At 57.6% G+C, this 16,580-nt stretch carries 19 protein-coding genes; 4 read left to right on the forward strand and 15 right to left on the reverse strand.

The annotated features are described in order from the left end of the window. The first annotated feature begins 359 nt into the window (after nucleotides 1-359). Nucleotides 360-767, forward strand: coding sequence for a DUF3742 family protein (locus L6D81_RS07820; protein ID WP_236178581.1), 408 nt, complete (start codon nucleotides 360-362; stop codon nucleotides 765-767). Here L6D81_RS07820 and L6D81_RS07825 read toward each other — a convergent pair. From L6D81_RS07825 to L6D81_RS07845, 5 genes are all read right to left on the reverse strand, one after another. Then, on the reverse strand, nucleotides 760-2,298 hold the full coding sequence (locus tag L6D81_RS07825) for a conjugal transfer protein TraG N-terminal domain-containing protein (protein ID WP_236178582.1): 1,539 nt from the start codon (nucleotides 2,296-2,298) through the stop codon (nucleotides 760-762). The genes L6D81_RS07820 and L6D81_RS07825 overlap by 8 nt on opposite strands. Nucleotides 2,299-2,308: 10 nt before the next feature. Continuing rightward, the gene (locus tag L6D81_RS07830; protein WP_236178583.1) at nucleotides 2,309-2,617 is read right to left on the reverse strand and encodes a hypothetical protein; all 309 of its coding nucleotides are present in this window, start codon (nucleotides 2,615-2,617) and stop codon (nucleotides 2,309-2,311) included. A 3-nt stretch (nucleotides 2,618-2,620) separates the two neighbouring features. Continuing rightward, on the reverse strand, nucleotides 2,621-3,967 hold the full coding sequence (locus L6D81_RS07835; protein ID WP_373874293.1) for an integrating conjugative element protein: 1,347 nt from the start codon (nucleotides 3,965-3,967) through the stop codon (nucleotides 2,621-2,623). A 32-nt stretch (nucleotides 3,968-3,999) separates the two neighbouring features. Then, on the reverse strand, nucleotides 4,000-4,956 hold the full coding sequence (locus L6D81_RS07840; RefSeq protein ID WP_236178585.1) for a TIGR03756 family integrating conjugative element protein: 957 nt from the start codon (nucleotides 4,954-4,956) through the stop codon (nucleotides 4,000-4,002). A 116-nt stretch (nucleotides 4,957-5,072) separates the two neighbouring features. After that, on the reverse strand, nucleotides 5,073-5,327 hold the full coding sequence (locus L6D81_RS07845) for a helix-turn-helix domain-containing protein (RefSeq protein ID WP_087092597.1): 255 nt from the start codon (nucleotides 5,325-5,327) through the stop codon (nucleotides 5,073-5,075). A 169-nt stretch (nucleotides 5,328-5,496) separates the two neighbouring features. On the opposite strand from L6D81_RS07845, the gene L6D81_RS07850 reads away from it, so the two are divergent. Both L6D81_RS07850 and L6D81_RS07855 read left to right on the forward strand, forming a co-directional pair. Further along, entirely contained in the window at nucleotides 5,497-5,769 is a 273-nt protein-coding gene (locus L6D81_RS07850) for a LasR-specific antiactivator QslA (RefSeq protein ID WP_236178586.1), read from the forward strand. 248 nt (nucleotides 5,770-6,017) lie between these two features. Beyond that, on the forward strand, nucleotides 6,018-7,301 hold the full coding sequence (locus L6D81_RS07855) for a hypothetical protein (protein ID WP_236178587.1): 1,284 nt from the start codon (nucleotides 6,018-6,020) through the stop codon (nucleotides 7,299-7,301). A gap of 114 nt (nucleotides 7,302-7,415) precedes the next feature. On the opposite strand, the gene L6D81_RS07860 is transcribed toward L6D81_RS07855, so the two are convergent. The 9 genes from L6D81_RS07860 to L6D81_RS07900 are packed head-to-tail and all read right to left on the reverse strand — an operon-like array spanning nucleotide 7,416 to nucleotide 14,883. Next, nucleotides 7,416-10,169 carry a conjugative transfer ATPase gene (locus L6D81_RS07860; protein ID WP_236178588.1) on the reverse strand — a complete coding sequence of 918 codons (2,754 nt, stop codon included), beginning with the start codon at nucleotides 10,167-10,169 and terminating at the stop codon, nucleotides 7,416-7,418. Further along, nucleotides 10,169-10,585, reverse strand: a complete 417-nt coding sequence (locus L6D81_RS07865) for a TIGR03751 family conjugal transfer lipoprotein (RefSeq protein ID WP_236178589.1) — start codon at nucleotides 10,583-10,585, stop codon at nucleotides 10,169-10,171. Before L6D81_RS07865 ends, L6D81_RS07860 begins: the two co-directional genes overlap by 1 nt. Next, nucleotides 10,548-12,065, reverse strand: coding sequence for a TIGR03752 family integrating conjugative element protein (locus L6D81_RS07870; RefSeq protein WP_236178590.1), 1,518 nt, complete (start codon nucleotides 12,063-12,065; stop codon nucleotides 10,548-10,550). The genes L6D81_RS07865 and L6D81_RS07870 overlap by 38 nt, the downstream gene beginning before the upstream one ends. Further along, nucleotides 12,055-12,867: a TIGR03749 family integrating conjugative element protein gene (locus L6D81_RS07875; protein WP_236178591.1), complete on the reverse strand. Its 813-nt coding sequence runs from the start codon at nucleotides 12,865-12,867 to the stop codon at nucleotides 12,055-12,057. The genes L6D81_RS07870 and L6D81_RS07875 overlap by 11 nt, the downstream gene beginning before the upstream one ends. Next, entirely contained in the window at nucleotides 12,864-13,505 is a 642-nt protein-coding gene (locus L6D81_RS07880) for a PFL_4703 family integrating conjugative element protein (protein ID WP_236178592.1), read from the reverse strand. Before L6D81_RS07880 ends, L6D81_RS07875 begins: the two co-directional genes overlap by 4 nt. Beyond that, complete coding sequence (locus L6D81_RS07885; RefSeq protein WP_236178593.1) at nucleotides 13,502-13,915, reverse strand: TIGR03750 family conjugal transfer protein; 414 nt, start codon at nucleotides 13,913-13,915, stop codon at nucleotides 13,502-13,504. Before L6D81_RS07885 ends, L6D81_RS07880 begins: the two co-directional genes overlap by 4 nt. A 7-nt stretch (nucleotides 13,916-13,922) precedes the next feature. Then, on the reverse strand, nucleotides 13,923-14,294 hold the full coding sequence (locus tag L6D81_RS07890) for a TIGR03745 family integrating conjugative element membrane protein (protein ID WP_236178594.1): 372 nt from the start codon (nucleotides 14,292-14,294) through the stop codon (nucleotides 13,923-13,925). 17 nt (nucleotides 14,295-14,311) lie between these two features. Beyond that, complete coding sequence (locus L6D81_RS07895; RefSeq protein ID WP_236178595.1) at nucleotides 14,312-14,551, reverse strand: TIGR03758 family integrating conjugative element protein; 240 nt, start codon at nucleotides 14,549-14,551, stop codon at nucleotides 14,312-14,314. Next, nucleotides 14,548-14,883: an integrative conjugative element protein, RAQPRD family gene (locus L6D81_RS07900; protein WP_236178596.1), complete on the reverse strand. Its 336-nt coding sequence runs from the start codon at nucleotides 14,881-14,883 to the stop codon at nucleotides 14,548-14,550. Before L6D81_RS07900 ends, L6D81_RS07895 begins: the two co-directional genes overlap by 4 nt. 222 nt (nucleotides 14,884-15,105) lie before the next feature. Here L6D81_RS07900 and L6D81_RS07905 point away from each other — a divergent pair, with 222 nt between their 5' ends. Next, the gene (locus L6D81_RS07905; RefSeq protein ID WP_236178732.1) at nucleotides 15,106-15,762 is read left to right on the forward strand and encodes a hypothetical protein; all 657 of its coding nucleotides are present in this window, start codon (nucleotides 15,106-15,108) and stop codon (nucleotides 15,760-15,762) included. Between the two features lie 20 nt (nucleotides 15,763-15,782). On the opposite strand, the gene L6D81_RS07910 is transcribed toward L6D81_RS07905, so the two are convergent. Next, nucleotides 15,783-16,514 (reverse strand): TIGR03747 family integrating conjugative element membrane protein, encoded by a 732-nt coding sequence (locus L6D81_RS07910; RefSeq protein WP_236178597.1) that lies wholly within the window; start codon nucleotides 16,512-16,514, stop codon nucleotides 15,783-15,785. Nucleotides 16,515-16,580: the final 66 nt, after the last annotated feature.

Consider the following 16,580-nt stretch of genomic DNA (forward strand, 5'->3'; position numbering starts at 1 on the left):
GCAGAGCTCGAAAGGCGCTCAGGAGAGCGGTAGGCGTTCATCACCGTAGATACGGTCATCGTGCGAGCCACCGAACGCTAATCGCACTTGGGGGAACCATCACCGAAGTGACGTAGCCTTGAAGGCTCTGGCTACCTGGGCAGGGTGCTGTCGATGACAGCGATCCGTACCTTGTATTTAGCCGGACGATTTATATGGGTCAATCACTGTAGAGAAGCTGTCTCATGGGGCTTGTCTTCTGTCTTCCAGTGAAGATTTTCCGGCTGGGCAAACTGATAAACGGTCAGGCACGGACAGTTTTCAGTAGTAGGCTGTTACTCCTGCCTCAACCATGAAAACGCTCAGAAGAGGGCGAGACCATGCCGACTCAGAACTCTGTTCAGAATTCACGTGCCCACCGCTGGGCATATACCTGTGGCATGTCGATAAAGCGCGGGTATCGCAAGTTGAAAGCGTTTGAGTCGCGCGCGGCTGAGCGTGCGGTGACGACAGGAATGCCCGCAGGTAAATTTCTTGTTCGCGGGAGCTTTCTGACTGCCAAGTTGGCGTTGGTTGGGGGGCTGCTCTTTATCGGTTTCTGGTTGGTCGCTTCTGTTGTGGTGATGATCGCTGAGATCGCTTTTCTGCAGTCCAAGGCTGTCATTGACATGAATCTTGAAGGGGATAATCCAGGTCCAGACTATCTTGGGGCTAACTCCTATCTTGGCAACTACGATGACAATGGCCACTACATAGGTCATTTCAAATCATCTGATGACGTCAGATGAGTTTCTTCGTAGCACCCATCAACTGATCTGTTCCTTTGCCCGCTGCTCCATGCGCGGCTTTGCTTGCACCTCCTAACATCCCCTCAAGGCTGTTGCCGATTGAGTAGCCAGCCCAGCTCATGGCGACCAAAAATAGTCCAGGCAGCACCAAGAACATTGCCCCCATCACATACTCGATCACCTGTGCCGTGACGGTTCCATCCATGAAGCCGGATGTAGGCAGCGATAACAACACTTGATTGGAAGCCGAGACCTGGTTGTACAAAGTGTCGAGCATGCTGGAGTCGACCCAGCGGGCCAGTTCCCACCAGAAACTCAGCATGTGCAGCGTGAACAGCGCGAACGTCACCGTCATGACGGTCTTCAGCTGATAGGTACTGACCAGCAGGATCAATGGCAGGCTGATGATGACGCCCATAATCAGGAACGCCTGCACCATAGGCAGGGCGGCGCGTAGCGCATTCATTGCGGGAAAATTACTGAAGGAACCCAGTGCCAATCCGGTATTGGTGGCCAGGTTATTGAGCCCCTGATTGATCGAGCCGCCGCGGGCGCTGGAGCCATAGTCCTGGTACACCTGTCCGGGCGACATGGACATCGATTGTTGGCGCGGGCTGACCAGCTCACGCAGGGTGGCATCCTCGATCTCGTTGCTCGAGCGACCAGTCAACCAACCTTTCAGCTGAGTCAGCAGCGAAGGATCGACTTGCTGGATCAAGCGCTCGCGCAACCCAACACCGCTATCACTCCACCACTGCTTGCAGGTGGGGTAGCCCGCGCCATTCTCCAGCCTAGGTAAGGACACATCGCGGCTTTCGTCATACGGCCAGCTTACTCGCGGAGTGCGTGAACGATCCGTATCGTAGTAGCCGGGCGTGTCGAGAAAATAGCTTGAGCCGATCCAGGACGTGTCGTGACTTTGTGCCTTGTCCAATTGCGGGCGGTTGGTGAACAACCGAGAACGGGAATAGCCATAGCAATCGCGGGTGAAGTCGGCGACTTCTTGCAGCAATACCTGGCTGTCGATGCGCGAACTGTCGATTTCCATGCGCATCTGCCGGATATCCGGTGCGCAGGGGATGGAGGCGGTGGCCGCGGCGGTTACCCCTTTGCTCAAGGCATGCACCAGAAACCACCAGATCGGCACGTTGGCAGAGCGTTCGCCAATGGTATTGAAAGTGGTCCCCCAGGCGGTTTCTGCTGGCTTAGCCACACTGATACCGCAGCGCTGGCTCGCCACATCATCGAACGCGATTGAGGCCAGGCTCAACGGAAAGACAGGCGCGCAGCCGAATAACACGATGATGTAGGCCAGCCACAGCCGGGTCTCGATCAGCGGCACCGAGAGCAATCCCTTGTTACCTTCATCCGCGCCTTGCTGACGGGCCGACAGCCATTCCTGGAGGATGATCGCGCCGAAGGGCGCGGCGAACAGCCCGGTGTCGGACAGGACGCTCCAGAGGCCATTGTTGATGATCCAGGCCAAGAGAGAGAGGTAAAACTCCAGGTAGCTGTTGGTGCTCATGAGCATGGTGGTGACCTCACAGTCGGGTGAGTTCGACGCAGGTAAAGAGCACGAGCCCTAATGTCCCGATGCGTTTCACGCACAGTCGATCCTGTGGTCGATGTCGGTAGCGGCGAAGCAGATCCCACCAGAGCGCTAAGAGGGCTCCGTAGAGCAGGGCACGCCACCACCGCAGATAGGGCCGTACGGATTCGAATGCCTGCTGCCAGGCCTCGAAGCTGCCCAGCGCAGTGCGGCCGATCCAGGCGACCAGTGCGGCGGTCAGGACCATCACCGCGGCAATCCCCAGACTCGAAAGCAAAGTGAGTAGCAGTGAGCGTTTCATGGCTCACTTGCGCCTGGCGTCAGCATCATTGAGTCGACCGGGCTCGGGGTCGCCTTGCTCGACGGTACGCGAAGCATCGGCACCACCGGCATGCCGATCGAGCACCAAGCTGGCGGTATTGGTGGCGAGCATCTGCCGGACCTGCAGCTCGGTTTGTAGCAGGCGTATCTCGCGCTCCAGGGCGTCGATATTTTTCGTCAAAGCTGTCTGGGCCGGCTCGGCGGAGGCGATGTTCGGCTCGTGACTGCCTGCCAGCAGAGTACGCAATAGCAGCAGTGCTTTGTCGAGTACGCTGGACAAGGCCGTCTCGCTGGCTAGGCGTCGCGCCAGCAGATCCTGGTCGGGGTCGTCACGTAGGGCTTCGATCACACCACGGGTCACCGGCAGCATCGGGCTGGAGGCTTTAGCTAGGTTGTCAGGGGTAGGCGGCAGTGAGCCGGATAGCAACCCTTGCAGGGCCTTGAGGCGTTCGCTGTAGGCCTCCTGAATCAGCGGTGTCAATCCGCTGCCCGCGGTAGCACGCAAGGTTTCGCAGGTGTCGCAGGTCGCGACTTCGCTCTCGCCCAACACGCGAACAGCCCATTCGGATTCCTCTCGGGGCGAGGTCCATGTCTGGCAAATAGCCCCGCCTAAGCAGTCACTGCTACTGATCGAGGCACTGTCATCCACCGTACGGTTATGCAGCAGGTTATAGCCCGCGCGCACCACGTCGGCGGTCACTCGAATGGGCGTCTGTCCGTTACCTCCGGCCTTCCAACCGCCGACCCAGGACACGCCATTGTTGCCGTTATGGGTCTCGGTATTTTTCACCGCGGCCACCGCATCACCGCCGATTTGCTCCAGATTGCCCTGCATCTCCTGGTTTTTGGCCAGCGCGCCCCAACCGGCTTGACCGACCTTATCCGCCATCTTTTCGGCCATGGCCTGGCAGGTCAGCTTGGAGCGGTCGAAGTCGATGCGCCCCTGCATCACCCCGTTACTGAGCAACTCATAGAGGCCTGGGTTGGCGCGCTGGATGATCAACGCCGGCAGCGACATCACCGCTTGGGTCGCGTTCTGCACGATGCTGCCCATGATCTGCTGGAAACCTTCGGTGACGCCGTTCAGTTGGTTTTGCAGGGTGTTGGTGAGGCTCATGTTTCCGCACATCATGTTCGCTCGCCATGACCCGCCGACACCGAGACCACTGGGTCGGTAGAGCGAACTCGGTGAGCCGACTGCCGAGCCGCCACCAATGGTGTACATCACTCGGTCGTCGAGTACTTCGCCTTGAGTGCCCAGGCGGTAATCGCCTTCGGCGGCGTGGGCATGCGTGGCCACGGCGAGCAGTCCGCAGAATGACAGACTCATCACGTCCAACCATGATCGGGTGATAAACCGGCTCATGACGCACCACCCTCGAAGTCGATACTGAACAGAAAGGTCTGTCCCTCACGTTTGCAGCAGCTATAGGGCCGCCACAGCGACCAGGCGTAGCCGCCATCCGCGCTCTGTACTGGATCGCTGGGGAAGATCGTGCACGTGGACTGAACCTGGGGGTAAAGCAATTGCCATTTGTGGGTCGAAGCGTCGTTTTCAACGATCGGTCCCGGTGGCCAGTAGCCGTCGCGTGGGGTGGGTGTGAGCGGTACATACACATGCGGCTGTCCGTTACGGCTAATCACATCGCCGGCCCGTTGTGCCATGACCGCGGCCGCCTTGAAGTCGTCGGGCTGTACCAAAAAGCCTTGGCGGGGATAGACGTTGCCCCACATGTTTCCCGAGGACTGACTACCAACTTCACGGATCCCCGGCATGAGCGACTCGGGGTAGAAACTTTCCGGGGTGCCGTGGCGCCAGGCCAGTGAGTCCAGAGTACTCAGGTAGTAAGGCATGAATGCAGTTGCACCGCTGGCGCAGGCATAGCCGGATTGCGAAGCCAGTTGCGTGGCGATCCAGCCACCGGGGTGGCCAATGCCATCGACGTTCTTGAAGCGGGGCAGGTTGTCGCGGTGGGTGTTCGGCGTGATCAGGTTGCCACCACCTTCCGCACCGCTGATGGGAGAGGAGAGTGTGGCCATCTCGGTCCAGGGGGTATTGCCGGTGGTGGCGTAGCTCGAGACCACCAGCTCAGGAATGAAATGGCGAACCTTAGTCGAGGTTTTGACTGTGCAGCCGAAGGGCGTGCAGAGGAGCCAGAAACAGATGCCGACGACCCTGTATGCAAGGCAATTTGGCGACAATACAGAGGACGTGATGCTGCCGGTATCCAGCGCCATGCTCGGCCCGCACGCCAGCAGGATGCTCAGCGCCAAAGGCCGTAGATTCTGGGGCGCAATTGACAGGCAGGAAACAGACATGATCCAGGCTCTAGATGAATGGCCTGGACAGGTTCAATGACGTAAGAGGGGGGTGTCAGTGATAAAGCCGAACGTGGGGTTGTCGGTTTACAAGGATTTACAGGACGATGAAATGGCTACTCGATGTCCAGCACACGGCGAAGGGCGTCAGGCTCGATGAGTAGCTGATCCGCGGTGATCTCAAAAATATTGGCGAGTTTGCACAGGACCAATAGCGACGGGTTGCCTACCCCTCGTTCGATTTGACTGACATAGGTACGATCCACCTCGGCCATGAGCGCCAACTGCTCTTGGGTAAGGTTCTTCACGCGCCGTATCAAGCGGATGTTCTCCGCCAGTTGCAGGCGCAGTTGTTCGTAGTCTTGAGTCATGCGCGCAAATTGCGCCTTGAGGGACTCTCAATCCACGGGATATAGTCTACATTGGTGTTGATCTAGGCCATTTGATGCTCATACCTGTTATCGAGCGTTCATTTGGTGTCGTTAAGATTTTCGAGGCGGGACTCTGCGTTTAACAATAAATCAGAAATCTAGGGTGTGTATGGACGAAAACTACATCTCAATTCCTGCGGCGGATGGTTGCCCAAGTCTTCTGACACCTTGGGGCAGCGAATTTGCCCCAATGATCGAACGTGGCGTGCAATGCGCTCAGGCTTGGCTCGATACGAGCGGCGAAATACCACTGTGGTGGGAGCTGGCGCAAATACGCAAGACCCTTCCTGCCGGTGACTGCCAAGATGCTTTTGAAGCCGGATTCCTGTTGAGGATTCAGCAGCGGCTTCAGCGCGACACACGGATACCTGTATCAACTTGATCACACGTTTGCATTTAGCCTGGCCTATCGCATTGGCACAGACCAGCAGGTTACAGTCCTGAGTCACTTGTGGTTTTTAGGTGCAGCGCTTTTTCCGATGTTTGCTCTGCAACTCGCGCGGCTCTCGACGAAAGCGAGCGGGCATCAGGTTGCGCAACGGAACCCAGATATGTGGCAGCAACCCACCGACCGCTCTCATTTTCTGAGTTGGCAACCGCATCAGCATATCTTTAAGAGGGCACATCACGATGGTAAACAAACTCGATCTGCGTCAAGAAATGAAAAAGATGCTACGTGTGAAGACTGCCATTTTACTTCGCTCACCAGGTGATTCTCTCGCAGACATCGTCGCTTCTGATCGTGAAGCGTTCTCGGGCATTCGTGTGTTGTTCGCGAGCGATGAGGGAGGGGTTCCATTGCAGGCTCTGGGCAGGTCAGATAATCCAAATGTGCCTGTGGCTCCTCTGTTTGCGGGAAAGGGCATTTTTGCATTTTCCGATGCTATCGAGAGGCAGATGAGGGACGGTAGTGCCCCCTTGGAGTTTCCATTTTTCTCACTACTCGATACAAATTTTCTTACTGAGTTACCTGGTTTTTTTCGTCGTGAAAAATCGAAACACCGCGAAAAGGTGAGGGCGACCTTGCAGTTCATTGAAGATCAAAGCGGGCGTGGTTTTGATTGGACGTTTGCGACACTGGAAAACCTACGTGAAGTTGTAAAGCCTAATAATCCATGGCCGTACCAGAAGGTTGCAGCAGCAAAGATGTTTGATGCCATGATGCAGCTCCCCGAGGTTAGGGATAGGGCGCTGAAAGGGCATGCCGAACAGATTAAGGACTACATACCAGCAGCCGAGGAAATGTGGGATGCATTCTTGACCAATGGGGAGGCATGGGCCTGTATCCAGCGGCGAGACATGATGCAGTCAATAATGTTACGCGCGATGCTGGAGTGCTGGAATGGCCAAGGCGTGGATGACGGTATTCGCTGCCTGGTGGATTTCTGTCTTGATAATTTTGACCTCATGCCCCTAAAAGAGCTTTATTTTGGATGGAAGGCTCTGAGCGGATTCGTTGATAAGCAAAGTAGAATGCCCATCTTTGACGAGCCCGCGTTGCGGAACCCAAACGGAGATTCGAATGACAGGATTTCCGCGCTTGCGTGGGACCTCTATATGTTTCGACATTGCGAAACGCTTATGACAGAAAAAAAGGGCAATCAGTTCATGATTCCTGTTGTAACTACGCTTGATGATGGATTGTTAAAAGCAATTAAGAGCTGTCCTCTGAGGGCACTTGTGATTCATGATGAGGCTCAAAAAGTAGAAGCTATATTCGACGATGAAATGGACTTTGCCAATTGTCTAGATAGTGCGCTTTCGGATAAAACAAAAGCACGCATTAATGATCCAGAGCGTATGGTCAGACCGAAACGTATATCGAAGCATGATTTGAGTTATCTGATAAACAGTTTGGAGTCGGAAGTGAAAAAGGCTGCTAAAGCAAGGTCGCAGCCAGGGTCGCATCATTAACAATAGAAAGTGGTGTTGAAACTGACAGAAATAATCTTGATTTAAAGTAGCTCCGCGCGGGCGATGCAATTTCGCAGCTCACTCTCTGGGCGCGCCATACCTGAATAGCTATTTTTATGTTGGTTCTATTCCTCGCGCTCTATCGATCCGCTCAGCTACCCGGTAAGCCGCGTCCAACTCTGAGCAGCCGTTGTTCTGCATCAGTGTCCAGCGCTCGGCTTTTTCCTCGGGCTCCGTCATGGCCAGGGCGAGGTAAAGGCTGGGCGGCACGGCTCGAAACAGCGTTTCGAGTTTTATCGACAGCACGACCCCCTCGGTGTATTTGCCCGGTTCCTTGCTGGCGGAGAGCAACAAGGCTTTCTGTGCCGGCGTGAGTTTCTTGAACCGTGCGATTTCTTCGATTTCCGCGGGCGGCATGTTCAAACAAATCCACCATTCGATCATGTTGAGCATGGTCTGCGCGGCCGTGGGGAAGTCGGCAAGGTTCTGTGTGGCGAGCCAGAACCAGGCACCGAGCTTGCGCCACATCTTCGTGCCCTTGACCACGAATGGCGCCAGCAGCGGGTTCTTGGTGATGATATGGCCCTCGTCGGTGACCATGATGATCGGCCGCCCCAGGTACTGGTCGCGTTCGGCGAGGTTGTTCACGGTGTTCATCAGGCTGATGTAGCTGATGGACATCTGCGCCTCGTAGCCTTCGCGAGCGTAAGTGGCGAGATCGACAATGGTCACATCGCTCTCGGGCCAAGGCGTGCCCTCGCGATCGAACAGTTCACCCTCGAAACCCTGGCAAAACAGGTCGATGGACTCGCCCATTTCCTGGGCACGCTCGCGACGCTTTTCCGGCAAGTGCGGGTCAGCGGCGACGCGCAGCAAGGCGTCGCGCACGTCTCGGGTCAGTACCTGCCGACCCACCGCGACACACGTCTGTGCCGCATCCAGAATGCACTCGCGGATCAGACTGCGATCGGCTCGACTCAAGCGGGCTTCTTCCTTGGCCTCGCCGCCGGTGATCATCAACCGGGCGGTGATTTCCAGTTCGCCGAGCACGTCGCGCTGGTCCTCGTGACTGGCTACCGCTTCATCGTCCCACTCATCAACGGAAAGACTCGCCACCTGATCTGGCTGCTCGACTAGACGGTAGGAATCGGCAAAGGGGGCGAGACTGACCGAGGCGCCAGGCTTCAATTGGACCTTGTTGACCGACAAGCCCTGTGTCGCGAAGTAGTCGCCCTGCAAACCGAATGAGTTGCCGGCCTCGACGATAAACAGGCGAGGGCGGTACACGGCCATGACCTGCATCAATAGGGTGACCAGGGTCGCCGATTTGCCGGCACCGGTGGGGCCGAACAACAGCAGATGACCGTTCATGGCCCGATCCAGGCGTGACAATGGGTCGAAGCTCAATGGCGAGCCGCCGCGGTTGAACAGGGTGATGCCCGGGTGGCCGGTGCCGGTGCTGCGGCCCCAGACTGGAACCAGGTTCGCCAGGTGCTGGGCGAACATCAGGCGGGTGTACCATTTACGCGTGTCGCGGGCCGGGTTGTAAGCCATCGGCAACCAACGCAGGTAGCTGTTGCAGGCGGCGACCTCATCGCCTTCACGTACCGGTTGCAGCCCCGCGCCCAACAGCGCGTTGGCAAGGCTGGCCGAGCGCTGGTGCAATTGCTGTTCATCGTGACCGTGTACGTAGAACGCCAGGGTTCCTCGGTACAGCTTGTGCTGGCGGCCGATGATCGCGCGAGCCTCTTCGACATCCTGACGAGTCTGGGTCGAGGCCAGGTTTTCACCGATGGCTTTGCGGGCCAGGCGGTTCAACTGATCCTCAAGTACATCCTGCGGCTTGATCACCAGGGTCAGACTCATCACCGTTCCTTCAGGTAACTGGTCGAACAGGGCGTTCACCGCATCGCCTTTGTGGGTTTCGCCGGTGAGTTGACCAATCGACGGTGCCCGGCGCAGCTTGTCCACCACCATGACCTGATGGGGTTGGCTGTCGAAGTACCAGAGTCCGCGTTGGACATCCGAACGCGGCTCATTGAAGAACAGCCGCTCGGCGAAGTCATGATCGAAGGGCATTTCCAGCGATTCACCGTCGCCCAACTCCGGATAGGCCACGCGGCGGTAGAAATCCTCGGGCGCTTCATCGGTGAGCTTCGGCGCTGGATTGAACCAGGGCAACAACCAGGCATACAAACCGCGGCCATCGACTCGCGTCGATTGCACCCCGCACGCCTGCAACGAAGCCGCGATACGTTCGCAAGTCTGTTGCAGGGATTGCACCGGGGTGAGTCCTGCCTCCTCAGCGCCAGACTCAAGCCAGCGATAGATCACCAGGCGCACCCGTCGGTTATTGCCACGCCAGGGCAGGCGCGTCACCACCTTATCCTCAAACAGACCGCCCGGCTTGGCGATGGCCTTTAGATGTCGGCGAGTCAGTTCCAGGTACGCTTCGGTGAAGACCGTGCCTCGCGCGCTGTCCTGAATATAATCGGTGAGCCGGGTCAGGTAGGGGGTGAAGTCGTTGTCGTCCTGGCAGAAAAACTGCGCCACCCAAGGCGCTTGATCCAGCTCGTCAAAGCTGTCCTGCAGGGCATCCTCAAGGGCATCGCGGGCCGCCATCAGCCAATCGGGTTCGCGCCCTTCGGTGCCGATGGGCAGCAACTCGAACACCGCCCCCACCGAACGATCGTCATCGAGCAGAAAACACTGCTCGGTATCGAGGTACTCGACCCACGGTAGGTGATCAGTGAAGCTGGGGTTATGCGCATAGAGTGCGGCTTCATCGGCCAAGGTGGCGCGAGGGCGTAATGAGTTGCGCCAGGCTTTCCATGCGGGGGGGCGGTTGCCCGAATCGCCGGTACGCACTACAAGTCTTCCTGACGTTCACCAGGTAATGCGTACTGCACACGTTGGTAGAACGGAAAGACGGTCGAGTAGCCCGGGACCGGTGCCTGCTCGGTACCACTCAAATGCGGATACACGTACAGCACCAGATCGGGATTGGGCAGGCGAAGGAACAAGTTGTGGATCTCGTTCACCGCTGTGCGCGTGTACGGTTCCTGGAGAGCAACGGAGAAATCTGGCTGGGCCAGCGGACGGCGTAACTGCTGCCGAGCCTCCAGCAGTTGCTGCTGAGTGCCTTGCGAACCGGCGCCGTTCCAGATGTCCAGCATGGTTTGCTCGCCATGGGGCAAAAGCGTGTCCTTGTCGGTAGAACACCCCGCTAGGACCCAGCACAGCACGCTAATCCAGGTCAGGCAGGGAGGCATGGTCTTTTTCATGGCGAACGCTCCGGCCCTTGGGCTCGTAATCGATGGTGATCTCATGGTCGAGGTGCAGTGCGACTTGGGCGGCCGGTGGCACGTACACGGCAGCAAAGGCCTCGCCATACAGCTTGTTGATCCACTCCCGGATATCGCTGACCCCACCACTGAGGATTGAGTTCAGCGCGCTGTTGCCCGTGCTGCTGGTGACCCCGAGGGTACTGCCGCCCGAACTGATCACGCTGCTGTTGTTTTGCTCATCCCCGAGCAAGGCGGCGACACCGGCGCCGGCCGCAGTGATCAGGCTCTGGCTACCGAGGTATTGCTGAGCGTTCGAGCGGCGCTCGCCGGCAATGCAAGGAATACCATACGGATCGGACAGGTAACCGAGTCCGCCACGGATCTTGTCGGTGTTTGAGCTCTGGGTGGTGGAAGCATTGCGGCTGGCCACCGCCTTCGGCTGAGGCACCGTGCGGATGGTGCCATTGGTAAACACAAAGGTGATCGACTCGACCTGTCCGCGCACGCAAGACAGGGTCCAGTCACCGGACGCCGTGCCGCTCATCACGGCACCCGCGACGTCCGGCAGGTCGATGCCGTTGGCCGTCAGGTTCTCCGGGCCGACCAGCACCTTGAAGGGGTAGGGATCATTCACGGTGCCGTCCACCGGGACGCGGCCGATCAGCGCGGTCATCGCGACCGAGCCCATCAGTGTGGCGTTTTCGGGAATGGTGTAGACCGGCTTCGCGCCTTCGGTACGATCAACGGATCGCGTCAGGTCGCGCTCAGCCTTGGTAAGTGCACGTAACTGTTTCTGGCTACGATCGACAGCGTTATCGTTCAAGCCTTCCAGTGAGTTGAAGGCGGTAGGCAGACTCAATGCGGAGAAGGTCTTGGTTTTGCCTCGGGCGTCGGTGGACGGAGCATCCGAGGGTTCAATCCACTGCAGCGCATCATTAGCAGAATGCTGCCCTTCGAACTGAGCACCGTCACCCGGCTCAAGCCCCAAGCCGATTGGCATGTCCTTGCCTTTACCGGTCAGCCCCGACAACTGATCCTGCAATTGCGTCAGCAGACCGCGAGCCTGACGACTGTCTTGTTCCGCTTTGAGCCGGGCCTCGTTGGCTTGTCGGCGGCCTTCGTCGACCTGCTGAGTCACACTGCCCAGCGCGGTCTGGATACGCGAGTCGACACTGTTTTCCCGTTCGCGCAGGCGGTTGTTCTCGGTCTGCAGTGAATCGTTGTGTTTCTTCAAACCGAGCATGTCGCTGCGCATCGCCTTCACCTGGCCGACCAGGGTGGCGACGGTGTCGCGTGGGGTATCGCCCGCAATGCCAAGCGACTTGGCTTGCTCGGCGGATAACTGAAGGTTGCCGTGGTCAACAGGGTGCTCTGAAGAGGGCGTGCTACCACCCACGACCCAGCTTTTCAGGATAATAATCACTACGGCCAGCAGCGCAGCCGGTACTAGCCATTTGAGCAAGGCGTTAGCTTTCATCGTCAGCACCTCGCGCAACGGGCGGGAGTAGCACGGCTTGCTCGAGGCCGGCACCGCGGGTGACGAGGTAGGCAATGGTGGTGTCTTCAGCACTGCCGGCAGGCCCGAGGAAAGCATGCTGAAAGGTTGCGGCGAACAGCTTGGCCTGAAGCTGACGCGGATCGAGTTGCACCGTCGCTGAACCACGATTGCGCAACTTCACTGCCGTCACCCAGTAATCACCGAGTCGCCAGGCGGCGATGGGTGTGCTGGACACGTTTTCGGTCGGCAGCAGGGTCGGCAGTTCGGTGCGCAGCTTGAGCGGGACGCGGCGTACTCCAGGCAGGGATTCCACGGTGCGTAGCGGCGCGTACAGGTTTTGCGCGGCGTAGCGCGTCAAAGCGACCGGGATCGGTGTACGTTCTGGAACAGGGACGGTGCTCGATTCAGCCTCGGCAGACTGCGCCTGAGGGTTCTTAAGGATACGCACGGGCTCCAGCGGTTGATCACCAGGCGTGGCCGCGATATCCAGCAGGATGATCTCGCCCGTCGCGACCGATTGCAGTTGTAATCGGGTAGGTGCAATGGCTTCTGACGCGCGCAGGTACAGCGTGCCGCCGGTAGATTGCACGCGCAGCTTGCCTGTCAGAGTTGAGGGTACGCCAACGCGAAAAGCCTCGTCGACAAAGACCACCCGCTCTTGATTGATCACCAATGGGACCGCGAGGGGGAGGCGTTCCCAGTGCATCAGTTCGACGGCCCCCGCTGCAGCTCCCCATAGCATCAGTGCGACGGTGAGTCCTAGGGTAGAAATCCGCTTCATGGCTCACCTCCAGGGAGGGAGATTTTTTGCGGAGTGCCCTGATAACAATCCAGTGCCAGCCCCCACTTATTGCGTTCGGGGTCCAGATCAAAACGCACCACGCGTAATGGATAACGCACCACTACCCGCTTCACCGGTTCGGCGGAGTAATACTCATCGGCATTGAGGTCGAGCTTGACCAACCAGCTGTCGCGGTCGAGTTGCTTGACCCTGAGTTCCGGATCTTCGCTGTAGCCTCGGCCCAGAATTTCGTAGACGCCACGCACCCGCTGACGTAGTTCGCCAGCAGCCCTGCGGTACTCGTAGTCGCCGTCGAGGAAGGCCTTGCAGGCGGGTGTCAGGTAGGACTGCAAGCCATAGATGGCGCGGCGATAATCCTGCTCGCCATCGGAGGGCCAGCGGTTGAGTTGACCAAAGATGTACAGGGCGAAGGCATAGACATTCTCTGAGGGGATATCCCACCACTTGCGCGTGCTGCCCGAGCGCAGATCCGGGGGGACATGCACGGTCAGATCGGTCGGTGCCGAGCACCAGCCATACCAGAGACCGGCGCAGACCAAGGCGAGGGTAACTACCGCCTGACGCAGGCTGAAGATATGGGCCTGTTGGGCATCCACCTTGTTCCGAAATCGACTCATGGCTGCCACCGGAACAGGGCAGGACGCAGTCGACGCGAACGACGAACCGTCCAGACGCCAGAATGCAGGATCAAACTGCCGCGACCCAGGCGCCAACGGCTGGCCAGTACCCATTCGAGCTTGCGGTACAACCAGGTCTCGGGCCGAGCCCGTTTGGCCCGGCGCAGTAGCGTGCCACCGGCAAATAGCACCAGCGCCATGCCTGCAATCATGCTGGTCGGCGCCACGGCAATGGAGGCGGTGGCGATCGCCAGAGGAACGCCCAGTAGCAGGCCAATGACAGCGCCGGTGCCGAGCGCTAGCCACATCTCATCATTGGTTAAACCGCGCAATACGGCAGGATCGCGATTGAGTCGCTCTGGCAGAAAGACCAAGGTGCCGTCGACAAGGCGTTCGATAGCGTCGTTCATAGCAACCTCACAGAATCGCGGCAGCCTTGGTCAGGAACCAGATGATGATCACCACCAGTAAGGCTCCGATGCCGACTACGGCGCCGAGGTCTTTCCAGGTTTTGCGCTGGTTTTGTACGTCGGCGTAGACGGTCAGTGAATGCCAGGCCACGCCGAGAAACGCGAGCAGGGCGATTAGCAGACCGAGCAGTATCCCGCCGTCGTAGGCGTAGTTTTTGATCGTTTCGATCAACCCGGAGCCTTCACCACGTGAAGGCGCTTCCATGGTGGGGAGTTCGGCAAATGCGAAGCCTGGACCGAGCACCAACAACAATCCGATTAGACGTTGACTGGCACGATCACGCAGGTTGTTTCTTAGGGGGACAAGGCACTTGAGCATGGAGGCGATCTCCTGGGTTAGGACAGGGTGAAGAACATCAGGACGAGTAGGGCGAGCAAGACGCGCGCGGCACTGCCGCCGAAGGCTCCAAAGCGCACACTGCCTGTCGCCCAACCCCGGTAGGCCGTCCACATCACCCAGGCACACCAAAGCAAAGTCAGGACCAGAACCAGGGACAGCCACAGCGTCGAACTGTTCTGTGCCGAGAAGCCGGAGGCGTTTTGGAAAGCTGCGGTCTGAGCGTCAGTCATGCTCATGGCGTGGACTCCGCGGGCGGAGTGTCCAGGCGGTAATCACCGATCAGTTCATTGGGATCGCGGGGTTGAGCGCGGGAAGGGGACAGGTAGCCCTGCACTCCGTGACGGATGCGCTGAATGTCCTGGGTCAGTCGGGGATAGTCGAAGCGATAGCGTTCGTTTGGTTCAGCCGTACTGACTGTCTCAGCTCGCGTCGTAATTCGTTCGATAGTGTCGAGTTGCTGTTGGATTAGGCTGAGCTGTTCCTGCTCATGAGCAGAGGCGGCATAGCTGCCCCCGTGGAACGTCAACAATACGAACAGAGAGCAGATTCGGCAAAATATCGTTGGCATGTGTATAGCCCATTTGGTGATGGGGCCAGCATTCAACTAACGGCTAGGCTCAGCAGTAAGAAATGCGAAATACGCCGCGTCATTTTGTTTCTGTCGCAGTCCCTGACCGTGTAGCGAGCTTGTGCGTAGCACCGGGGCTATGGCGCGCAGTGAAATCATGCGACTGGGTTGTAAGTACTGTTTCGATTCTCAAGAAAAACGACTAGGAGCCGTTAACATTTGATGCCGTTAGCAACATTGTTAGTGGCTGCAGAGCGGGCGCGGACGAAATCAGCTAACGAAGAGCGGGTGCAGGGAATGAACATTCAACAAGCGATTCAACGCTACCGTATACGTCAGGGAGCAGGGTTCTCCTTGATGGTCCTGGGGGCGTTATTTTATTTGGTTTCATCCTTGATTTTTCTACACCAACAAGCAGAGATGCTTGCTGGCACAAAGATTTTTGGGCATTTGGGTGGGCTGATGCAAAACCTAGTAGCCGACATTTACCAAGTTACATCGCCCTACATCGGTTTTGTATGGAACAACGCGCCTACCCTCAGCCAGGAAAACCCACTCAGCTATGGCAATTTGCTGTTTCTCGGTTTGCTGGGTGTGATGATTGTTGGAAAGCAATTGCTCCTTTCTGCTAAACATCTCAAGGGGCGTGTTCAGGTCCAGCTCGAACGTCTTGAGGAAGCCCAGTGGCGCAGCTTGATGCAGAATGGGGTGGCAATCCAAGTCAACGCAAACCAGATCGGTCAAATCAATTTTTACCAGCAATCAATGCCGCCATCTCCTAGCAGTGATTGGTGGCAGCGGCCGTGGGGTATTGTTGGTTTGTCTATCATTGGCGGTTACATCGTCGCGGTGTTGGCTAAATTAACCGGAATGGTTTAACACGCCAGCAATACGTTCTATCAGATGTATTTTTTAAACGTCGCCGCGGTGATAGATGTCGTTACTCCGAGCACCACCGCACTAGGCAAAAAAACGGCCATGGGATTGAGCGAAAAGGGCAAGGACAGGTAAATGATCCAAGGCACGATCAGCAGAGGTATCACTGCTCGTTTAGCGCGGTGATAAACAAAACTACTTTCTCGCCCAGCTCCAAACTTGCGCAGGTCGCGGCGCATCAAGCCATCGACGAAACCAGTGAACATGGCCAGCAGAAATAAGGGGGTGGCTAGGATCAGAATGGTCATGCGTACCATGAAGGTAAAGGTCACATATACCGCCGCCAGCACGAAATCCTCAATGCTCACGTAGAGCTGGTTGATCCAGCTCCAGAAGCCGTTGCCCTTGCTCGACACCCGCGCCTGCTGGGCAAAACCCGCAAAGCCGGTCTTGACCAACAACCACTGATTGAGGAAATCTAGCCACTGGACAATCGTTTGCCCGGGCTGTTGGATGATGAGTGAAGATTTGAAGTGCTCACTCAGCCAGTCCAATTCGCTGGTAAGCATGGCCTGACTATGCCGCCAGCCCTGATCACCCCAAAACAGCAGCAGGCCAGCGAACTCGATGAGTATCGAGAACAGCAACGAGGCGATCAACAAACCGATGATACGCAGGACCAGGCTGATCGCCGAGATGATCAATCCCGGACGCTGGATCGGCTGTGGTGGCGTGTTCTGGGCGGAAATCGCCATAGTTCACTCCGTTGTGTTGAGGTGGGCACTACGCCTTTTGGATCGTTTTTCTGCTGAGTCGAAACC

Origin of the sequence: Pseudomonas sputi, from assembly GCF_021603585.1 — a bacterium.
GTDB lineage: Bacteria > Pseudomonadota > Gammaproteobacteria > Pseudomonadales > Pseudomonadaceae > Aquipseudomonas > Aquipseudomonas sputi.